Here is a 17,839-nt window from a genome sequence, read left to right on the forward strand (position 1 = left end):
TAAGACTAAAATTTCTGACCCGGATCTTTGCTTTTATTTTTAAGTAGGTAGTTATAATGTTTTAAAGCATTTATAATGGATTCGGCTTTATCATGACCTTCCACACTTATAACCAATTTTTGTCTTTCCCATTTATCTTTTTTTTCGTTGATTAGAACAGGAACATGTAAATTTAAATAGGCAAGATCTCCATCTCTTACATCTGGTCTTCTAAAGGAGTATACGTTTTTAAAATTGTATAAATAACTACTTATTTCTTTAGATTTATCCTTGTTTAGCAGGGTTAATCTTAAATAATCTCCTTCAATTTTTGCTTTGTACCCGTTTTTTAAATACCCATTATGGTCGTAGCAATATTTTCCTATGTATTCTAATAAAAAAGCTTCAGTTTCTTCTAAGGAAATTGAGCTTTCATCGGCATCTGATGCTTCTTCAAACGTTTCAATGTTTCCATTTTCAAAAATAATTTTAGATACTTCCAATTTTTTTATGTGATAAGAAGGTCCTGATAGGTTATCAAATCTTTTATAGGAAATGGTTTCAATATGAATTTCTTCAACCTTAGCTGAAATTTCTTCATTATTTGAAGTGATAATGACATCTTGTGCAGCAGCGAAAAGTGTAAAAAAGAAAAGTAATAGACATGTAATGTTTTTCATGTATTGTGGTAGGTTGTTGGTGATTAGTAATAGTTATGGGTTGCTGATGCTTCGTTTTTCTTCGGCCGTAAAGACTTTAGATTGTAAAATATAGTCTTTTATATGTCCTTTTAAATTTTCTGAAGAGATGTATTGATATTGTTTCAATAAAAAGAGTTTATCGCCTTCAATATGGTCTTTATATTTCAAGATTTTAGGGGTGTTTTCTTGAATTCCCAATCTAATAAATCTGGGTTCTATGGCATTTGGTTCTTTTTCTATGGCAAATTCGATATATGAAACCCCTTCAACAAAACCTTCCTTTTTATCTTTTAAAGTTTCGGCATACTTCGCTTTTAGGGCAATGGCAGCACCCTTATATGCAACTAAAGCGACATTGTTTTCTTTGTTGACATCTATAAGCATGTCGTAAAAAGTCAATACTTTTTCTTTGTCTTGGGCAGCTTCTTTATAGGCTACACGAACTTCGCTCAAATTTTGAGAAAGTGTAAAAAGACCTGTCATGAAAATGAAAATCGATAAAAGCTTTACCATAAGATTGTTTTAGATGACTATATAATTATTAGTCAATTTTAATGCCACAGTATCGTCAAAAGTCGTGTTGTTTTTAACTTTATAACCATTTTCGGATTCTGTAATATCTAATTCCAACACTAAATTTGGTGTTAATTCCGGATTGATAATCGCCATAAACTTCACATTGCTGGACGATTCCATAAAGAGTTTTTTATCGACAATTTGCTCGGTCAATTCTTTAATTATCTGCATCATACAAACTCCTGGAGTTATTGGATTTCCAGGAAAATGCCCTTTAAAAATCTCGTGGTCTTTGTTAATGGTAATTTTAGCAGTTGCTAAATTTTCGACCACAGTAAGCGAGTTTATTGTGTAAAAATCTTTTAATAACATACCTAATCTTTTTTACTTAAATTAAATTTATAAGCCAGACCAATTTGAAAAACTGAGTTAAACTGGTTTCTGTCTTCATATAATTGTGATTCAAAATTATGAAATGAACTTGAATAAACATCTACCAAACCTTGTTTATAACGAGCTTCTATGGACAAGCCATTTTTAAACTCCATTCCAAAACCAAAAGAGAAGTTGAAATCTATAAAAGTTGCATCATTTCCACTATTTCCGTTTCGGTTTGCCAATCCAATTGGCGTATCATCTATATCAAAATCAAAGCCCGGAGTTGCCAACATATATAAGCCCAAATCTGGAGATGGAAAGAATTTATTAGTAACACCAAGGGTTATATATTCCACATAAACTAAACCTTCATTTTTTGTTTTTCCACCTTGATTGGAATATCCTAATTCGGGTTGAAGCGCATAGAAGTCTGAGATTCTTGTCTGATAAAATATCCCAAAATAAGCGTTTGTTTTATGCTCTAAATTGGCATTGGTTAATTTAGAAATATTGACACCTCCACGAAAACCAATTCCTTTTTTAGATTGAGAAAAGGAGATGCTTGCAACAAAAATAAAACAGATGGATAGCAGTAGGTTTTTCATGTATTTAAGATTAGTCATAGATGTTCTTCAAAGACAAATTACATGCCAAATTTATAATAAACAGAAAACTGAAAAACAGAATTTAATTTAAGATTTCCGTTATAGTCATCGTAATAATAGTCATAATAACCATCTCTAACATCAATAAGTCCTTGTTTATATCTTGCTTCAAGACCTAATCCCATTGGGAATTCGTAGCCAATACCTCCAAATACAGATAGGTCAATTGGAGTAACATCATAATAAGCATTATCTGAAACATTAATCTCCAAACTAGGACCAACTATAAAATGCAAGCCTAAATCTGGTATAACAAAGAATTTATTTGCAATAGAAAGTCCTAAATAATGGGTTTTAACTTGTTCATCAGAAATTGTAATTAAGGGGTCGAACGGACTTAAAAACTGGGATTGTTTTCCATTATAACCTTGATTGGAATAACTTATTTCTGGTTGTAATTCGTAAAAACGAGCAAAGTGAATATTGACAAACATGGCTCCATTAAAACCTAGAACTCTTTCAGAATTGTAATGGTTTGAAATATTAGAAGCATTCAAACCCATACGTAATCCTGGGCTAACTTTTACTTGAGAGAATGATGGTAGGCTAATTGAAATAAATGTAATCGCTAAAAGTAGGTTTTTCATTGGGTAATAGATTTTAGGTTGATGGTTAGTTTAATATTACTGTGTTTAATTTCGATTTGGCTTGCAAGATGATTATTTATTTTTAAAAATAAAAACAGAACCTTTTCTTTCCCATTTTTAGTATTAACAACTTGAGTGAGTTGAGAGTCTTCAATGAAATAGTAATGTTTCTTATTGAAAATGGAGGTTTCCAAAACATCAATCTCGTTATTGGAATAGCTGTTAGAAACTATTAAATTCTCTGTAACTAAAACTTTAAAATCCTTTTTTAAGATGTTGATGAGTATTTTTTTATTGAGTTCATCTAAAATGAAATTTACTTTAAAATCATCTTCAATAAAGGTGAAATCGAACATCTTGTTTCCCATTTCTGTCGTAAAAGCCACCCGATGTTCTTTTTCTGCTATTTTTTTTATGATTAAAAGGCCACTAAAATTTCTGTCATAAACATCGATAGATGCTTTATAAACATAATCTAGGCTCCCATCTGAAAAATAAGGATTTTCGATATTTTTAGTAGCTGGATTATCTGCTTTGAAGTTTTGTTTTTTAGGATAGCTACCACAGGAAACCACTAAAAAACAAAGACTAATTAGTAAAAATCGCATCAGCAAGAGGTTTGTTTAATTCTTTATTGTTGAAAACAATTTTGGTGAAATCTCCTGAAAGTTCTATCATTTTTACTTCCAAAACATCGCCTTTTTCGTTGAATGTTATTTGAAATTCAGAAATAAATTTTGATGATTTTTTATCCTTTGGAATAAAGTGTACTTGACTGTTTTTATCCTTTTTAAAGTAAGTAATGTCGAAGGCTTCGTCATCAAACATATCTCCTTTAATACTGTTTATTATTAAACCATTTAATTCTTTAAACAATTTGTTAGAACCCATATTTACTTGGTTTTTTTTGCCTTCGTCGTTAATAAAAAGGGTTTCATTTTTAAAAATTATGACGTAGTTATATGGATCAGTATATTCCCATTTTACTAAGTCTGGCGTTTTAAAAGCTAGTTTTCCTTTGCTAACAATATCGTTAGATAAAAAGTCTAAATGTTTGTATTGGGTAAAATTACTAGATATGGTTTTGGTAGTTAAAGCTTGTTGTTTTACCAAGGTCTTTAGACTCTCGGCTTCTGTAACAGACATTTTTGTTTGTGCCTGAACTGCAAGAGATATAAAAAATAAAATAAAAACGAAATTACGCATAAGGTTCTATATTAAATAAGCTATCAACAGTTACAGCCTGTAAATTTTGCTTTTGTAAAATTAGCAATAACTGTTCCAAAACCCATAAGGTTTTTTCACTCGAATCGTGAAGTAAAATAACATCGCCTTTTTTTAAATCTTTTGAAGCACGTTTTAAAATGGTTTCCTTGCTTAAACCAGTTGTGTCCAAACTGCGTTTGTTCCAGCCAATGGCATGAAGTTTGGTTGCTTTCAAAGCCTTTTTAATTCTTGGATTTGTTACTCCAAAAGCAGGTCTATATAAATTTAATTTTAAACCCGTTTTTTCTAAAACAAGCTTATTGGTTTGCTCTAATTCTTCAATGACTTGTTTGGTGCTAAAAAAACCAAACATATTATTGTGGGAATAGGTATGATTTCCAACGGTATGTCCTTCTTTTATAATGCTGTTGAAAATTTCTGGGTGATTTTCTATTTGCAATCCCACACAGAAAAACGTGGCTTTGGCTTGGTGTCTTTTTAAGAGATCTAAAACTTGAGGTGTATAATTAGCATTGGGACCATCGTCGAAAGTGAGGGCCACTTGGTTTTCTGGAATATTAGGGTTGTTGTTAAGAGCATGGATATGATAGTTCCAACCAATTAATCCAGAGCCAAAAGCTGTAAGGAGAAACCATAAAAGCCCTAATAAAGCAAACCACCAAAAAGACATGTCAATTAAAAAGTAAGCGACTATTAAACTTGTTAAAACAAGAAGTATCAAGTTGTTTACTGTTTTAAAATTTAGCATGTTTTAAGTAAAGTGAAACTATGGTTTTCTCCACGATACTGGTTATATAGCAGGATGTATTTAAAAGTGGAAGTTCCAGGATTGTTCCATTTTAGGATTTCAGGAATACGTTGTTTTTTAAATACTTTTGAAGCGATCCAGACTCCAAATGGCGAGGCTGTATTAAATTCTCCAATAAGATGTTTGTAACAAATTTGTTGGGTCTTGTTGAAAATATTTGAGGTTAATTGGTTGTAATACCCATCAAATTCTACATCGCCATTATTACCTAAAATAAGTGCGTCAATATCTTCAACACTAAGATTGTTTTCTGTTAAAAACTGTAAAGCTGTTTCTATTACTTCTTCTAGAGGCAAGGTGTTGAGTATGCTTACTGCAACAACTTCAGCATAAGAAGAGTCTTGTTTTTTATTGGATAAGACAAAGAAATTAGCGCCTTCGCCATAAACAGTTCCTTTGGTTTTAGAGTTTAAAAGTTCTGTAGAAGAAATGTCTTCATGCTTAATATGATGAATGATTTTGTTTAATTCGGTCGTGTGATCTCCTAATTCATCCACCCCGCCAATTAGAATAGTTTGTGCTTCATCTAATTCCAATTGAAGTTTGGCATCCAACAAAGCCGACTCGAACGAATTGCTAGAGTGGACATAGGTAAAGTTATAGCCTTTGCATTGTAGTTCTAAAGCTATTTGTCCGCCAACCGTATTGTGCGTGGATTGAATAAAAGATGTTGGCGTTAAAAACTGTTCGTTATTATCTATAATACCACTTAAAAACTTTTCAGAATCGCGTACACAACCCATTCCTGTTCCAGTTATAATAGCGTCAACCTGATCCAAACCAGCCTCGTGTAAAGCCATTTTAGAAGCAGAAACCCCCATTTTAATTCCTTTTGCCATGCGTCTAGCGGCAGCAGGAGGAATATAATCTTTATAATTAGGTTCTACAGCAAAAATAACAGGGTTTTTATGAATAATAACCTCGTCCAGAAACTCCGAATTGTCAAAGGTTTTTTGAGCAGAAATACTCGAGATACTATTGATGTAGACTTTTTTCATGTTAACTTCCTGTGAAAGCAGGAATCTAATTTAAGAATTATTTATTGCTCTTTCGAAAAAATAACCGTCGAACAATTCCCTCCAAAACCAAAGGAATTTGACATGACTGTACGTAACGTTTTTTCTTTAAGTTCCAATTCAGGTGTGATGCCGAATTCTTTCATCTGGGTTTTAAAATTCAGGTTCGGATAAATCACGTTGTTTTGTAAAGCTAAAATGGAATATACGGCTTCAATGGCTCCGGCAGCAGCTAAGGTGTGTCCGGTATATGCTTTTGTGGAACTGAATTCTGGAACATGTTCTCCAAAAACTCGAATTATCGCACGTCCTTCAGATAAATCGTTATTACCAGTTGCGGTTCCATGTGCATTGATGTAATCGATGTCTTTAGCCGTGTATCCAGCAACTTCAAGTGCTTTCTCCATAGCCAAAGTAGCGCCATCTCCATGGTCTGACGAGGCTGTTTGATGAAAGGCATCGTTGGCATTGCCATAACCTTTTACATAAGCCAAAACAGTTTTGTTTTCAGCTTTTACAACGGCATCAGATTCCAAAACCAGGAAAGCGGCAGCTTCCCCTAAATTTAGGCCTTTCCTGTTTTCATCGAAGGGAGCGTTGTACGTGTCTGAAAGAATCATCAAGGTTTTAAAGCCGTTAATGGTGAATTTGGACATGCAGTCCGAGCCTCCAACAACAACTCGATCCAATTGCCCAGATTTAATAAGTCTGGCTCCTAACATAATGGCATTTGCAGCCGAGGAGCAAGCCGTGCTAATAGTTGTAACTAAACTTTTATCTATACCTAATTGTTCGGCTATTTTTTGAGTGGAATCTCCAGCATGATGGCTGGCAATATATTTGCGATGGGCGCCGATTTCTAGGTACTCATAATAGTACTTTTCGGTCATATCCATACCTCCAACACTAGTTGCAGAAATCAACCCTGTTTTATAAGCGTTGATATCTTTAATTCCAGCATTTTCTACAGCTTCTTTTGCAGCAATTGAACCAAGAAAACAGGTTCTGGAATAATTGTTATCTGCTGCTAAACCTAAAATTTGTTCTAATTCTGAATTGGTGAAAGCAATTTCGCCTACCATAATCTCATCTTTATGGATGGTATCTATTTTAGAAACTCTTGAAATTCCTTTTTTAGCTTCCACAAGCGACTGAAAATTTTCTGCGACATTGTTTCCAATAGCAGATATAATTCCCATTCCGGTAATTGCGACTCCTTTGCTCATATAACTTCCTGCGAAAGCAGGAATCTTTTAATTTGCTACTTCTTTTTTACCACGAATCTTCCTTGCCGTCAGGTTCGTGGTAAATTTTATGTTTTAACAATGAGATTCCTGCTTTCCTGTCTATCGATAGGCAGGCGCAGGAATACAACTATTTAGCTCTATGCTCCGTAATATAAGCTGCCATGGTATTGATAGACTCAAAAATAGCACGACCTTCTTTTGGATCGGTCAATTTGATACCGTAGTTTTTATCTAGCATCACAATTAATTCTAAAGCATCAATTGAATCTAAGGCCAAACCATCACCAAACAGCATATCATCATCTGCAATATCCTCGACAGTCATGTCTTCAAGGTTTAATTGCTCGATAATGTTCTCTTTTAATTCTTGTTTTAAAGCTTCCATATTATGTATTATATAATGTTATTATGTTCTGTTTATTATGTTCTATGTTGCCTTCTTTTGAAATTAAATATAAAAAGGCTTCGTAATTCTCTCCTTCTAATTCTACCCAACCACAAAGTACTGATTCTGCTTTATTTGTATCTAACAAACTGTTTGAATATGCAAACAAATGGTCGGCATTAAAACGTTCAAAGATAAAAAAACTATTCTCAGTATATAGCTTATATTTAATACTTATCTCCCCGAGACAAATATTGGGTAAGGTGTATACAAAAACGGCTGGACTAGGAAAATAGGTGTCTTTGTGCTGAATGGCTTTTTGATGTAAGACATCCGTATCCAAACTGGATGCTTTATTAGAAAAAACTAAAGCAATGTTATTCTCCATTTCTGAATCTAGCGACTCGTTTTTAAGTAAAATATCTGCTGCTAAAAATGCCAACTTACTTAAATTATCCATTTTAAAAAACTTCGGATAATTGGTGTTTTGGGCTTTATATGCGGCTTTTATAAACTCTGGAAAACTAGAAGGTTCTTCACTAAATATAACAGTCCCATTTAAAGAAACTTGATGGTTCTTTATGCGACAATAGGATGATATGTTATAGGAAGTATTCATTATCGGTTATTTTTTTTTGCAAACCAGAATGGTGTGATATTCTCCAACGGCAATATCTTCTTTAAGTTCTAATCCTGCTTGGTCAATTAGTTTCATAAAAACTTTAGCGGGATACATTTTAGAGTTTCCATTGGCCATAACTGTAAAGTAAAGTGACGTAGCTTCAAGTATAAACTTGGCATTATCAAAACGTTGACGATCTGTAAATGTTTCCATAATAAGGATTTCTCCATCGTCGTTTACTGCTGCTGCGCAAGCTTTTAAAATGGTTAGAATTTCATCTTCAGAAAAACAATCTAAAAACTGACTCATCCAAATGGTATCAGCACCTTTAGGTAATTCTGGGTTTTCAGTCAACCAATCTATTTCATGATGTGTTACGCGATCTGCAAAACCAGCTTCAGCCACATTTTCAAGAGCAATTTGTAACTGTCCTGGTAAATCCACCATTTTTATGGAAACAGTATCGTTGTGTTTGCTACCACTAATTGTGAATTTTCCAGTGTTTGCACCTACATCGTATATGGTTTTTGGGTTGTTTCTAAAAACAGTTTCCAGAGCTTCCTGAAACACATCGTCTGAATAATGATGATCGAACTCAAACCAAGCTTTTTGGACGTTTGGCGTTAATTTCGACAAGCCTTCGTAAATAGTGCTCCAATCTCCTAATTCTTTTAATCCTGCTGGTTTTCCTGTTTTAATAGCTTCATCCAAATGAAACAATCCTTTATAACAAACTTCTTGTGTAAAGTTGATATTAACATCTACCGTTTTGTGGGAATTTAAATAATATCCAATGGTAGTTAACTCATAGTGATTGTTTTCGTCTTTTGAAACTATATCGGAACTTTCAGCAATTTCCAATAAAACACCTACGCCATAAGTGCTAAGAGATAATTGTTTTGCAATGTCTTCTATCGAGATACCTCCTTTTTTTCTTCTTTCGAAAATAAGATCGAATATGCCAAGTTTTCGTAATGAAACAACGGCTTGGAATATAAAGGGAGCAAAAGCAATTTTTTGTGCTTCCTGAATGGCATCTATAGCTTTTATAGGGTTTTTAGACATGATTTTTAATTTGTTATTTTTTTAAATATGATGGCGGTATTACAACCTCCAAAACCTGAAGCGGTTTTTAAAAAGGTATTTAATTCTTTGGATGTGGTTTTTTTAATTACATGGATAGGTTGCGAAACCCCCAAGGTTTCAAAGCCTTTGGACGCGTAAAGTGTATTATTATATAAGGAGTACATACCAATTATGGTTTCCAATAATCCAGAAGCTCCTAAGGTATGTCCAAAATAGCCTTTCAAACTATTTAAGGGCACATGTTGTAATTGCAATCTGTTTATGGCAATAGCTTCCATCTCGTCGTTAAACAAAGTAGCTGTGCCGTGTGCAGAAATATAATCGATGTCTTTAGCAGTTAAGTTAGCTTGCTCCAAAGCAGATTTCATACTTCTGTACAAACCCTCACCAGTTCTGGAAGGACCAGAAATATGGTTGGCATCGTTACAAGAACTTTCCCCAAGAATTTCTACAGCTTCTTTTGAAAGATTTTTAGAATTATTAGTGATTAAAGCACTTGCAGCTACTTCGCCAATATTGATTCCAGTTCTATTTTTATCATAAGGTTTACAGGGTTCATGACTTAAAGCTTGAAACGAATTGAAACCAGATAGAATAAATTCGGTTACCACATCGCCACTTACAACAAATACATGGTCGTAGGTATTTTGCTGAATATATCTTTTTGCAATTGCTACTGCCAAAATACCAGAAACACAGGCATTTGAAACAACAATAGCATCATTTTTAAAATTGAAAAACTCTTTAATATGCTTTCCTAATTCACTTAAATAAGCACGGTCCTTTGGAAATGGACTAGTGTCATCTAAAGCATCTACATTGCCTTTTGTTGTTGAAATAATTAAACCAACACGCTCGGTTAATTCAAGATTGGAGGTTTTAATAACTTCATTTAAAGAGCTGATCATCATTTTTTCCAAACGCGTATATGCTTTCTTGGGCTGAAGCTTTTGAAAAGTTTCTTCTAGTTTTTCAGAAGAAATCAATGCGGAATAAAAAGGCTCTGGAAGAACTTTGAGGTTTTCAATTAATTGCAAACCAGAAACTTCGTTGTGGATATTATCCACAACTGTTTCACTATTAAAACCAAGTGAAGAAATAATGTTATTATATGACACGTATGTTTTACTCATCCAATAAGCCTACATTTTTCTTCCAATCCATAAAAAAGGAAGGTATGGTTAACCATAAATCACCTTCTCCAATTTTATCCACAAACACTTGAATGGTTTGACCTGTACAAACCAATTGGTTGTTTTGGTTATAGATTTCATATCGGAACACCATTTTGGCTGCCAAACTATCTACATAAATAGTTTTAACAGTTGCAATGTCTCCATAACGTAAAGGCAGTTTATGATCTGTACTCGATTTTACAACGGGAGTAGCAAAACCATATTCTTTTTGATCTAAATAAGAAATGCCATGATGTCTGCCAAAATCTTCTCTGCCATCCTCGAAATACTGAATATAATTGCCATGCCAAACAATACCTAAAGGGTCTGTTTCCACAAAGCGTACTCGTACTTGACTTGTGTGCGTAATTTCTTTTGGTTTAAACGGTGTTTTTCTTTTCATTATAAACAATGGCAATTAGTGTGGTTGCTATAAAAAACAAGAATAGCAGGCTAATTTCTGGTAATATATCCAATAAAGAACCTTGACGCAAAAATACGTCGTAAAAAGCATTTAAGCCCCAATTCATTGGCGAAATATTAGAGAGTGTTTGCATGAATTTAGGCATGATAAAAACAGGCACCCAAACCCCGCCAAGAGCTGCTAAAATAACCACAAATGTGGCTCCAAAAGGTGCGGATTGTTCTTGGGTTTTTGCAATGGTTCCTAATAATAATCCCAAACCAATAGCTGCTAGTCCTGCAAAAATTGCCACAACAAATAACAAGGGCAATCTCCCGGAAATGTCCAAGGTTGGTAGGCCAATAGCAGGAAATAAAAATACACCAACCGATAACATCAAAACAAATTGAACAAGGCAAACCACTAAATAAACAAGGGTTTTTCCACCTAACACTGTGGTGTAAGACACCGGATTGGTGCGTAATCTCACAAAAGTTCCTTGACTTTTTTCCTTTACTATATTGATTGAAAGTGGGACAATTATAAAAAATATAGCGAATAGAGTCCAAGCAGGTACATTGTGTTGCACTGAGTTAGGAATCAGTTCTTTATTATTTTCCTTTGGAAGAATTTCTTTAAAAGTGATAAAGTTTTCGGTTTCGAAAATGGCCTCTGTTGGATCGTCGGTTATTTGCTCTTGAAATGCTTTGTAAATGGATTGTGTTTCAATTTTTGACACCATTTTATCAATGCCATTTTTTACAGAGCTTTTAAAGGATATTTGTGTGGCAGGATCGAAGTAAAGTTTAACTTCTTTACTATGAACAATAGCTTTTGGAGAAGTGTTTTTTTCTTCTTCCAAGCCAAATTTAGCAATAATACCATCAACATTATGAGCAACTTTTTGTTCCAAACCAGAACTCAAATTTTCAGGAATAACAATAGCTAATTGGTATTTTCCTTTAAAAACAAGGTCTTTGGAATTCTCTTCACTTTCATTAAGAATGACTTCAAACGCATTCGATTCTTTTAAACCTTCCATAATGGTTTCAGACACATTTCCATGATCGTTATTTACAACTAGAATGGGAATTTTAGCATCGGTAACTGTTTTAAACGTACTGTCTTGAATTAAGGTAATGGTTACAATCAATATCAAAGGCATAACAAAAAGTATGGCAATTCCTCCAATATCTCGTATTAGCAATAAAAACTCCTTTCGTGCCGAAGCCATTAATTTATGCATGATCTCTTAAGGCTTTTCCGGTTAAACTTATAAAAACATCTTCTAGATTATGCGAACCCTCAGTTTGGTCGATTAATTCCTTAGGTTTTCCTTTTATTATTAATTTCCCATGATCTATTATGGCTACTCGAGTACAAAAGGTTTCAGCTTCGTTTAAGTGGTGCGAGGTATAAATAATGGTAGTTCCGTTGTTGTTTAATTCCTGTAGGAATTCAATAATTACGTTTTTAGACTGTACATCTACACCCACGGTTGGTTCATCCAAAAACAACACTTTTGGATCGTGAAGGATGCTTGCAATTAAATTAATACGACGTTTCATTCCACCAGAAAAAGTGTCAATTTTTTTATGTGCAAAGGCTAAAAGCCCTAAATGTTCTAAGTATTTATTTATTTTTTCGTCAAGAACTTTTCCTTTCAAACCATACATACTTCCAAAATACTTTAAATTTTCGTAGGCCGTAAGCGTTGGATATAAAGCATATTCTTGAGGTACGATGCCGATAAGTTGCTTGAGTTGGTTTTTGTTTTTTTGATAGGTCATTCCGCCAATTGAAAACGACCCTGAAGTAGGTTTAATAAGCGAACATAAAATAGAAATAAGTGTGGTTTTACCAGCGCCATTAGGCCCTAATAAACCAAAGATTTCCTTTTCGTGAATGAGCAGGTCTAAGTTAGATAAGGAATAATTATCTGCATTTTTATATTTTTTAGAAACGTGCTCAATGTTGATCATCTTATTTGATTGCTTTCCTTAATTTTTTAAAGAATACCTCTTCTTTATCTGCGATAACTTCCAACTGTGTTGCCACATGGTTATAAGCATCTTCTTTAGCACTTCGATTTTTGTAAATCCTTGAAGCATCTACGGCAAAATCGCGCCATAAATCGCCAATAGCTGTCATTTCTTTAGAAAGTTCCGAAAGCTCTGGTTTATTTAAAATTTTACTGGATTCTTGTAAAAACGCAGCAAAAATATATCTAAAACCACCACCACCGGTTCCAATTTCTTCCTGCATCCTAACTATTTGACCTAAGTAATGATTGGCTTTTTTAACCCCTTTTTTCTTTGGCCACTTTCTAATAAGTTTGGCCGTATATCTAATGCCTTTTACGCCTAAAACAGGAATGGGAGCAAGCATGTCTTTGCAGGTATGCTTGATACCTTTAATAATGGCTTTTTCTAAATCTAACTCTTTAGGGAAATCGACTGGGTAATAAATATGTCCTTTTGGAGCGAAAGCACCTTTTGCAAAACGCACTTTTTCTAATTGCTTATCGGTTAACGTTGTTACGGTTTCCATAACCGGATCGCTAATTAAATAGGTGTCGTTTTCTTTTCCGTAAACTACTAAATTATGGGCGTTAAAATGAAAACGATATTCATCTGGAAAATACACCAAATTATACACCCCAACTTGTAGTCCAACAGGATTGTTATTCTTTAAATTTTCGTCTAATCGGGTTTTGGCTTGTTGCGGACTTTTAAATTTTTCGCGTTTAATTTTTATACCAACACGTTTGGCAAAACGCTTAAAAATAATTCCAGGCAGAGCTCTATATGTAAAGGCAGGCGCATGGTTAACCATTAAAAAAGGAATATAGCAAAATAGCAGGCCAGAGCCAATTCCAAAAGCCATCGGTTCGCTAACCTGATAGCCGTGATGCTTCATTAAATTAGAAATCACACCGTTTTCGCAATGTGCAGATTGATGATGTGTGAAACTAATTTCCATGACCTTCAATATTTTTTAATTGCTCGATACTTATGTCGAAAGTATCCGCATATTTCTGTAAGATGTTTTTGGATAATTTCTCGAATACCTTAGGTTTAAAATGTCTTTTTACACGACATTTCCACATGCTAACATAACTAGCCAAAATTGGAAGATCCATTTTATGAAATTCCATATAATATTCTATGGGACTGGTTTGGTGGTTTAAAACCCGTTTTTTAGCATCTTCAACGCGTTGGTTGATGTCTTCGATAGCCTGGTTTAAAGCAATAGTTTTAGGGTCCCAACCAGAACTATTAACGGTTGTGTATTCGCCATTCTCATCCACAGCATAACACAATTCTTTAAAATTGGCAGACTCTAAATTGCTTTTATCTTGAGGGACTTCATCTTTTTTCATGTCGAATTTATTTCAGTTCCTGAATCACCAAATTGATCTCACAAGATAATAATTCTGTACCATTTTCAGATATAAAACAATCAATGGCACACATGGTGAATTGATCGGTATTAAGACGGGATTTTATAAAAGCTTTTGTTGTTATGGTTGCGCCAACTTTAGCGCAAGAACTAATGGTTATTTTTTTTATAGCACTAATAAACCCGATTAGTTTTGCAGACTTGCCTTCTAAATCGCCTTCATCAAAATAGCTTTTTCCAACGATGGAAGAACAGGTTTGCGCAGCATTTTCTATCATGCCTGCTTCATTAAAAACCCCTTGTTCGTTAAAGATACATTCAGGTTTTATGGTGAAGGAGGTAGAAACATGTTCATCGTCGATAGTCAATACGTGGTCCACCATTAAAAAAGGAGGACGATGAGGTAAAAATTTCTTTATGTCTAATTCGTGAAAATCCATTAGCGAGCAATAACAGTTTTCATTTCGCCAGAGGCTATCTCTTCATTAATTGCATTAAATACTTTTACTGCAACCATAGTAATCCCATCAAACTCGTGTAAAATTTCAACTTTGGTTGTAATGATATCGTTTAGAACAGGTAATTTTAAAATCTCTACTTTTTTTATAGAGCCGATATATCCTGTTGGGGCTTGTTCATTTTTAAGAAAAAAGTCAAATCCTGTGTGCAATGCCACAGTTTGGGCCATGTTTTCAATGAGTCCCGATTCTAACAAACTATTGTTTTTTAAAAACAAATTGTCTTCTTTTATTTTAAAAGATGATACTACTTGGTTCTCTTTAAAATCCAACAAGCTATCCACCATAACAAAGGGTGATTTTTGGGGAATTAAATGAGTAATATCGGTTATTGGTAATTGTTGCTGTATCATTTTAACAAACTGTTAAAAGCGCATAAGCATAAGCAAAACGCGCACTTTCTGGAACAGAAAGCAAGATCTTATCTCCTTTTTTAAGTTTTCCTGAATTTTTTAATTCTTCTAACATGATATAGATAGAAGCGGCACCTACATTTCCAACTTTCGTTAAATTCATAAACCAGTTTTCCCAAGGAATTTCCACCCCTTGTTTTACCATTTCTTCATATAATTTATCTTTAAAATAATAAGAAGAAATATGTGGTAGGTAATAGTCTATATCTTCAGGTTTTACACCATGTTTATCCATAGCCATTTTTAAGCTATCTACACCTTTTACAAGAATGTTTTCGCCTAAAAGCTTGACATCTTGTTTCATGGCAAATAAGGATTTTTTACTCCATTCTTCTGAAGGATATTCACTCCACGGTTTTAAAAATCCAGATTCCAATTTATCTGCTCCGGCATACATACAAGCTTCCAATTCGTGAGCGTATGAGTAGCCTTCCATCCAATCAATTTTAATAGGAAGTTCTCCGTTAGGTTTGTTTTCCAATAAAACTGCACCAGCTCCATCAGAAAGCATCCAACGTAAAAAATCTTTATTAAAAGCTAATATAGGATTGTCTTCAAGTGTGTTTAGGTGTTTTAACTCGTCTTCAAAAGTGTCCGATTTCATCCAAGAAGAGGTGCGTTCAGAACCTGTACAAACAGCATTTTGTGTTTGTCCAGCTTTAACGGCTAAAAATCCATATTTTAAGGCATTCATTCCAGAGCAACATGCTCCAGATGGCGAATTTATTTCAGTATTTCCATTTTTCAAAAAGCCATGGACCATAGCTGCATGAGAAGGCAGAATTTGATCTGGACTCGATGTACCACAAGATAATAATTCAATATCCTCAGGTTTTAAGTTCTCGTCGTATAACTTTACAATAGCTTCCTTGGTTAACTGGGCATTGTTATGAGTTATATTTCCATGATCATCTAAGGCGTAATACCTAGTTTTTATCTGATTGTTACGTAAAACAATGCGTCTTCCTTTAGAGGTCTTCCCATCGATAATTCCTAATTTATCTTCCATTTCGTCGTTACTAATGGGGCGATTTGGTAAAAACTTTGATATTTTAGTAATATAAACTTCCTTCATTTTTAAAACCTTCTATTTTAATGCAACCGATGCATAGTATGTTTTTTCCTTTTTTAATTTCCCGTATAAAGGCAAATAAGTCAACAAAAATAAGATAAATACTATAGGTGCAATAATCCAAATAGCAAATAAAAGGTAATAATTAAACATTTTAACGAATAACTGCCGTTTTGGATTGTTTTTATCTCCTTTGGATTGAATTAAACCGGCCCATTTAGAGAAAATTACATTTGCACGCTTATCCACAGTGATTAAAAATGGTTTAATTTTTACAGCATCTGCTTCTAATAAATCTGGTTGTAAGGTAGTGTAATTATTCTTTAAAAGATGGCTTTTAATAATAGGACCAAACTTAACCGAGGCGTCAATATCTTTTTGTGCGACTCCGGGTTTAGGAAATATGCCCAAAAAGCGTTCTTTTTTGCCGGAAAACATCCATTGGGCTATGGTAATCACGCTTATATGATTGATGTGCCTATCTACAAGAACAATGTTTCCAACCAATTTAGCTTGAAGTTCTTGAAGTTTTTTCTTCATTTTTTCCTGAGCCATAATCCACATATTTCTGCATCCAATGACCGTTATTATTGGTGTGTGGGCAAACAGTTTCTTCGCGTCTTCCGAGTTTAAAAAAGATGTAGTTGGTAAGGATGGTGTTAAGTACCAAACGGCATACCCAAAAATAATTAAATCGTATTTTTTATTGAGAATGGCCTCTGGAACTGCTTTGGTTTTTTGGGGTATTTGAAGAAAAGTCTCTGGAAATACACCATAAAATTCTTTTTTATTCCAAGGAAAAGGAAATGGAGTTTCCATTTCAATATTGAGAAAGGTTAGATTTGTTTCGTTGTTTTTTAAAGGCGAAACAATATTATTTATAATTTCTGTAAGTTGTCCAGATTGCGAATAATGTATGACTAAAACTTCTTTCATTTCTTTTTTTTTATTTTAGGGCATTCCAAAAATCGAAATAATTAAACCATTGTAAAGGATGTTTTTTCAGCATCCAAGTCAAACTTTCTGTGTATTCTTTTAGTATGCCTTGGGCATCTCGATGTTTTGCTTCCGATTTTCTAGCGTATAAATGATAGTGTTTATTTGTTTCTTTCATGACGTAAACAAACAAAACCGGTACATTAAGTCTGGATGCTAACATAAAAGGGCCTGCTGGAAACTTGGCTTCTTTGCCTAAAAGCTCTTCTGTTAAAAATTTGGAACCTTTAATATAACGATCTCCTGTAATGCAAACAATTTCATTTCTAGCCAAGGCAGCATTGACTTCAAAAATATGGGATAGATCATCTCTGATGATGATTAATTTAATATTCGATTTTTTTCTTACGCTATCTAAATACTCTTTTATAGCTGTATGTTCAATATCGGTAGTAAGAAGACTTATGGAGGCATTTTCTTCCAATTCGCCGAAAAAGTATTCTGAAATTTCAAAATTTCCAACATGGGCACTTATTAAAATCCCTCCTTTTTTCTGTTTTAGAGTCTCGTTTATAAAATGAACTCCATCCGATTCATAAGTAAATTTATGGCTTAAGTTTGAAGAAATAGCAATCTTGTCTAAAATGGTTTGTCCAAACACATAATAGCTTTTAAAGACATTAATAAGACTTTTGGTCTTGGA

General features: G+C 33.8%; 24 protein-coding genes. All 24 read right to left on the reverse strand.

Translation table 11 applies throughout. The annotated features are described in order from the left end of the window. Positions 1-5: 5 nt before the first annotated feature. The gene (locus VKY47_RS00185; RefSeq protein WP_324309231.1) at positions 6-659 is read right to left on the reverse strand and encodes a hypothetical protein; all 654 of its coding nucleotides are present in this window, start codon (positions 657-659) and stop codon (positions 6-8) included. 33 nt (positions 660-692) lie between these two features. Next, positions 693-1,193, reverse strand: coding sequence for a hypothetical protein (locus VKY47_RS00190; protein WP_324309233.1), 501 nt, complete (start codon positions 1,191-1,193; stop codon positions 693-695). 9 nt (positions 1,194-1,202) lie between these two features. Continuing rightward, complete coding sequence (locus VKY47_RS00195; RefSeq protein ID WP_324309235.1) at positions 1,203-1,568, reverse strand: ApeI family dehydratase; 366 nt, start codon at positions 1,566-1,568, stop codon at positions 1,203-1,205. Positions 1,569-1,570: 2 nt separating this feature from the next. Then, entirely contained in the window at positions 1,571-2,179 is a 609-nt protein-coding gene (locus tag VKY47_RS00200) for an outer membrane beta-barrel protein (protein ID WP_324309237.1), read from the reverse strand. A gap of 38 nt (positions 2,180-2,217) precedes the next feature. After that, positions 2,218-2,826 carry a porin family protein gene (locus VKY47_RS00205; RefSeq protein ID WP_324309239.1) on the reverse strand — a complete coding sequence of 203 codons (609 nt, stop codon included), beginning with the start codon at positions 2,824-2,826 and terminating at the stop codon, positions 2,218-2,220. Then, positions 2,823-3,434: a flexirubin biosynthesis protein LolB2 gene (lolB2, locus tag VKY47_RS00210; protein WP_324309241.1), complete on the reverse strand. Its 612-nt coding sequence runs from the start codon at positions 3,432-3,434 to the stop codon at positions 2,823-2,825. The genes VKY47_RS00205 and lolB2 overlap by 4 nt, the downstream gene beginning before the upstream one ends. Further along, positions 3,415-4,032 carry a flexirubin biosynthesis/transport protein LolA2 gene (lolA2, locus tag VKY47_RS00215; protein ID WP_473964598.1) on the reverse strand — a complete coding sequence of 206 codons (618 nt, stop codon included), beginning with the start codon at positions 4,030-4,032 and terminating at the stop codon, positions 3,415-3,417. The genes lolB2 and lolA2 overlap by 20 nt, the downstream gene beginning before the upstream one ends. After that, positions 4,025-4,801 carry a polysaccharide deacetylase family protein gene (locus tag VKY47_RS00220; RefSeq protein ID WP_324309245.1) on the reverse strand — a complete coding sequence of 259 codons (777 nt, stop codon included), beginning with the start codon at positions 4,799-4,801 and terminating at the stop codon, positions 4,025-4,027. The genes lolA2 and VKY47_RS00220 overlap by 8 nt, the downstream gene beginning before the upstream one ends. Beyond that, positions 4,795-5,859: a beta-ketoacyl synthase N-terminal-like domain-containing protein gene (locus VKY47_RS00225; RefSeq protein ID WP_324309247.1), complete on the reverse strand. Its 1,065-nt coding sequence runs from the start codon at positions 5,857-5,859 to the stop codon at positions 4,795-4,797. Before VKY47_RS00225 ends, VKY47_RS00220 begins: the two co-directional genes overlap by 7 nt. A 41-nt stretch (positions 5,860-5,900) precedes the next feature. Further along, positions 5,901-7,103 carry a beta-ketoacyl-[acyl-carrier-protein] synthase family protein gene (locus tag VKY47_RS00230; protein WP_324309249.1) on the reverse strand — a complete coding sequence of 401 codons (1,203 nt, stop codon included), beginning with the start codon at positions 7,101-7,103 and terminating at the stop codon, positions 5,901-5,903. A 148-nt stretch (positions 7,104-7,251) separates the two neighbouring features. Then, positions 7,252-7,509 (reverse strand): phosphopantetheine-binding protein, encoded by a 258-nt coding sequence (locus VKY47_RS00235; RefSeq protein WP_324309251.1) that lies wholly within the window; start codon positions 7,507-7,509, stop codon positions 7,252-7,254. A 1-nt stretch (position 7,510) separates the two neighbouring features. Beyond that, positions 7,511-8,128, reverse strand: a complete 618-nt coding sequence (locus VKY47_RS00240; protein ID WP_324309253.1) for a 3-oxoacyl-ACP synthase — start codon at positions 8,126-8,128, stop codon at positions 7,511-7,513. Positions 8,129-8,134: 6 nt separating this feature from the next. Next, the gene (locus VKY47_RS00245) at positions 8,135-9,196 is read right to left on the reverse strand and encodes a methyltransferase (protein ID WP_324309255.1); all 1,062 of its coding nucleotides are present in this window, start codon (positions 9,194-9,196) and stop codon (positions 8,135-8,137) included. Positions 9,197-9,201: 5 nt separating this feature from the next. Continuing rightward, complete coding sequence (locus tag VKY47_RS00250; RefSeq protein ID WP_324309257.1) at positions 9,202-10,350, reverse strand: beta-ketoacyl-[acyl-carrier-protein] synthase family protein; 1,149 nt, start codon at positions 10,348-10,350, stop codon at positions 9,202-9,204. Further along, entirely contained in the window at positions 10,343-10,795 is a 453-nt protein-coding gene (locus VKY47_RS00255) for an acyl-CoA thioesterase (protein WP_324309259.1), read from the reverse strand. Before VKY47_RS00255 ends, VKY47_RS00250 begins: the two co-directional genes overlap by 8 nt. Beyond that, complete coding sequence (locus tag VKY47_RS00260; RefSeq protein WP_324309261.1) at positions 10,773-12,041, reverse strand: ABC transporter permease; 1,269 nt, start codon at positions 12,039-12,041, stop codon at positions 10,773-10,775. The genes VKY47_RS00255 and VKY47_RS00260 overlap by 23 nt, the downstream gene beginning before the upstream one ends. Beyond that, positions 12,034-12,777 carry an ABC transporter ATP-binding protein gene (locus tag VKY47_RS00265; protein WP_324309263.1) on the reverse strand — a complete coding sequence of 248 codons (744 nt, stop codon included), beginning with the start codon at positions 12,775-12,777 and terminating at the stop codon, positions 12,034-12,036. The genes VKY47_RS00260 and VKY47_RS00265 overlap by 8 nt, the downstream gene beginning before the upstream one ends. A gap of 1 nt (position 12,778) precedes the next feature. Next, positions 12,779-13,777 (reverse strand): BtrH-related acyltransferase DarH, encoded by a 999-nt coding sequence (gene darH / locus VKY47_RS00270; protein WP_324309265.1) that lies wholly within the window; start codon positions 13,775-13,777, stop codon positions 12,779-12,781. Then, positions 13,767-14,177 carry a flexirubin biosynthesis protein DarG gene (gene DarG / locus VKY47_RS00275; RefSeq protein WP_324309267.1) on the reverse strand — a complete coding sequence of 137 codons (411 nt, stop codon included), beginning with the start codon at positions 14,175-14,177 and terminating at the stop codon, positions 13,767-13,769. Before DarG ends, darH begins: the two co-directional genes overlap by 11 nt. Positions 14,178-14,184: 7 nt before the next feature. Further along, entirely contained in the window at positions 14,185-14,637 is a 453-nt protein-coding gene (locus VKY47_RS00280; RefSeq protein WP_324309269.1) for a hotdog family protein, read from the reverse strand. After that, a complete protein-coding gene (locus VKY47_RS00285; RefSeq protein ID WP_324309271.1) occupies positions 14,637-15,068 on the reverse strand; it encodes a hotdog family protein in 432 nt (143 codons plus the stop codon). The genes VKY47_RS00280 and VKY47_RS00285 overlap by 1 nt, the downstream gene beginning before the upstream one ends. 1 nt (position 15,069) lies before the next feature. Continuing rightward, on the reverse strand, positions 15,070-16,203 hold the full coding sequence (gene darB / locus VKY47_RS00290; RefSeq protein ID WP_324309273.1) for a dialkylresorcinol biosynthesis protein DarB: 1,134 nt from the start codon (positions 16,201-16,203) through the stop codon (positions 15,070-15,072). Positions 16,204-16,215: 12 nt separating this feature from the next. Next, positions 16,216-17,136 (reverse strand): dialkylrecorsinol condensing enzyme DarA, encoded by a 921-nt coding sequence (locus VKY47_RS00295; protein WP_324309275.1) that lies wholly within the window; start codon positions 17,134-17,136, stop codon positions 16,216-16,218. A gap of 10 nt (positions 17,137-17,146) precedes the next feature. Beyond that, positions 17,147-17,839 (reverse strand): LpxL/LpxP family acyltransferase (locus VKY47_RS00300; protein ID WP_324309276.1); only part of this gene is annotated, 693 nt, incomplete at its 5' end.

The organism is Xanthomarina sp. (assembly GCF_035306705.1).
In the GTDB taxonomy this organism is placed as follows: Bacteria; Bacteroidota; Bacteroidia; order Flavobacteriales; family Flavobacteriaceae; genus Xanthomarina.

Bases quoted from the DNA above. Each gene is read 5' to 3' on its own strand.
- VKY47_RS00220 (WP_324309245.1), bottom strand. From the start codon at position 4,801: ATGCTAAATTTTAAAACAGTAAACAACTTGATACTTCTTGTTTTAACA.
- VKY47_RS00280 (WP_324309269.1), bottom strand. From the start codon at position 14,637: ATGGATTTTCACGAATTAGACATAAAGAAATTTTTACCTCATCGTCCT.
- VKY47_RS00225 (WP_324309247.1), bottom strand. From the start codon at position 5,859: ATGAAAAAAGTCTACATCAATAGTATCTCGAGTATTTCTGCTCAAAAA.
- VKY47_RS00255 (WP_324309259.1), bottom strand. From the start codon at position 10,795: ATGAAAAGAAAAACACCGTTTAAACCAAAAGAAATTACGCACACAAGT.
- lolB2 (WP_324309241.1), bottom strand. From the start codon at position 3,434: ATGCGATTTTTACTAATTAGTCTTTGTTTTTTAGTGGTTTCCTGTGGT.
- VKY47_RS00285 (WP_324309271.1), bottom strand. From the start codon at position 15,068: ATGATACAGCAACAATTACCAATAACCGATATTACTCATTTAATTCCC.
- VKY47_RS00265 (WP_324309263.1), bottom strand. From the start codon at position 12,777: ATGATCAACATTGAGCACGTTTCTAAAAAATATAAAAATGCAGATAAT.
- VKY47_RS00185 (WP_324309231.1), bottom strand. From the start codon at position 659: ATGAAAAACATTACATGTCTATTACTTTTCTTTTTTACACTTTTCGCT.
- VKY47_RS00245 (WP_324309255.1), bottom strand. From the start codon at position 9,196: ATGTCTAAAAACCCTATAAAAGCTATAGATGCCATTCAGGAAGCACAA.
- VKY47_RS00190 (WP_324309233.1), bottom strand. From the start codon at position 1,193: ATGGTAAAGCTTTTATCGATTTTCATTTTCATGACAGGTCTTTTTACA.
- VKY47_RS00195 (WP_324309235.1), bottom strand. From the start codon at position 1,568: ATGTTATTAAAAGATTTTTACACAATAAACTCGCTTACTGTGGTCGAA.
- VKY47_RS00205 (WP_324309239.1), bottom strand. From the start codon at position 2,826: ATGAAAAACCTACTTTTAGCGATTACATTTATTTCAATTAGCCTACCA.
- VKY47_RS00230 (WP_324309249.1), bottom strand. From the start codon at position 7,103: ATGAGCAAAGGAGTCGCAATTACCGGAATGGGAATTATATCTGCTATT.
- VKY47_RS00235 (WP_324309251.1), bottom strand. From the start codon at position 7,509: ATGGAAGCTTTAAAACAAGAATTAAAAGAGAACATTATCGAGCAATTA.
- darB (WP_324309273.1), bottom strand. From the start codon at position 16,203: ATGAAGGAAGTTTATATTACTAAAATATCAAAGTTTTTACCAAATCGC.
- lolA2 (WP_473964598.1), bottom strand. From the start codon at position 4,032: ATGCGTAATTTCGTTTTTATTTTATTTTTTATATCTCTTGCAGTTCAG.
- VKY47_RS00240 (WP_324309253.1), bottom strand. From the start codon at position 8,128: ATGAATACTTCCTATAACATATCATCCTATTGTCGCATAAAGAACCAT.
- darH (WP_324309265.1), bottom strand. From the start codon at position 13,777: ATGGAAATTAGTTTCACACATCATCAATCTGCACATTGCGAAAACGGT.
- VKY47_RS00200 (WP_324309237.1), bottom strand. From the start codon at position 2,179: ATGAAAAACCTACTGCTATCCATCTGTTTTATTTTTGTTGCAAGCATC.
- VKY47_RS00250 (WP_324309257.1), bottom strand. From the start codon at position 10,350: ATGAGTAAAACATACGTGTCATATAATAACATTATTTCTTCACTTGGT.
- VKY47_RS00295 (WP_324309275.1), bottom strand. From the start codon at position 17,136: ATGAAAGAAGTTTTAGTCATACATTATTCGCAATCTGGACAACTTACA.
- VKY47_RS00260 (WP_324309261.1), bottom strand. From the start codon at position 12,041: ATGCATAAATTAATGGCTTCGGCACGAAAGGAGTTTTTATTGCTAATA.
- DarG (WP_324309267.1), bottom strand. From the start codon at position 14,177: ATGAAAAAAGATGAAGTCCCTCAAGATAAAAGCAATTTAGAGTCTGCC.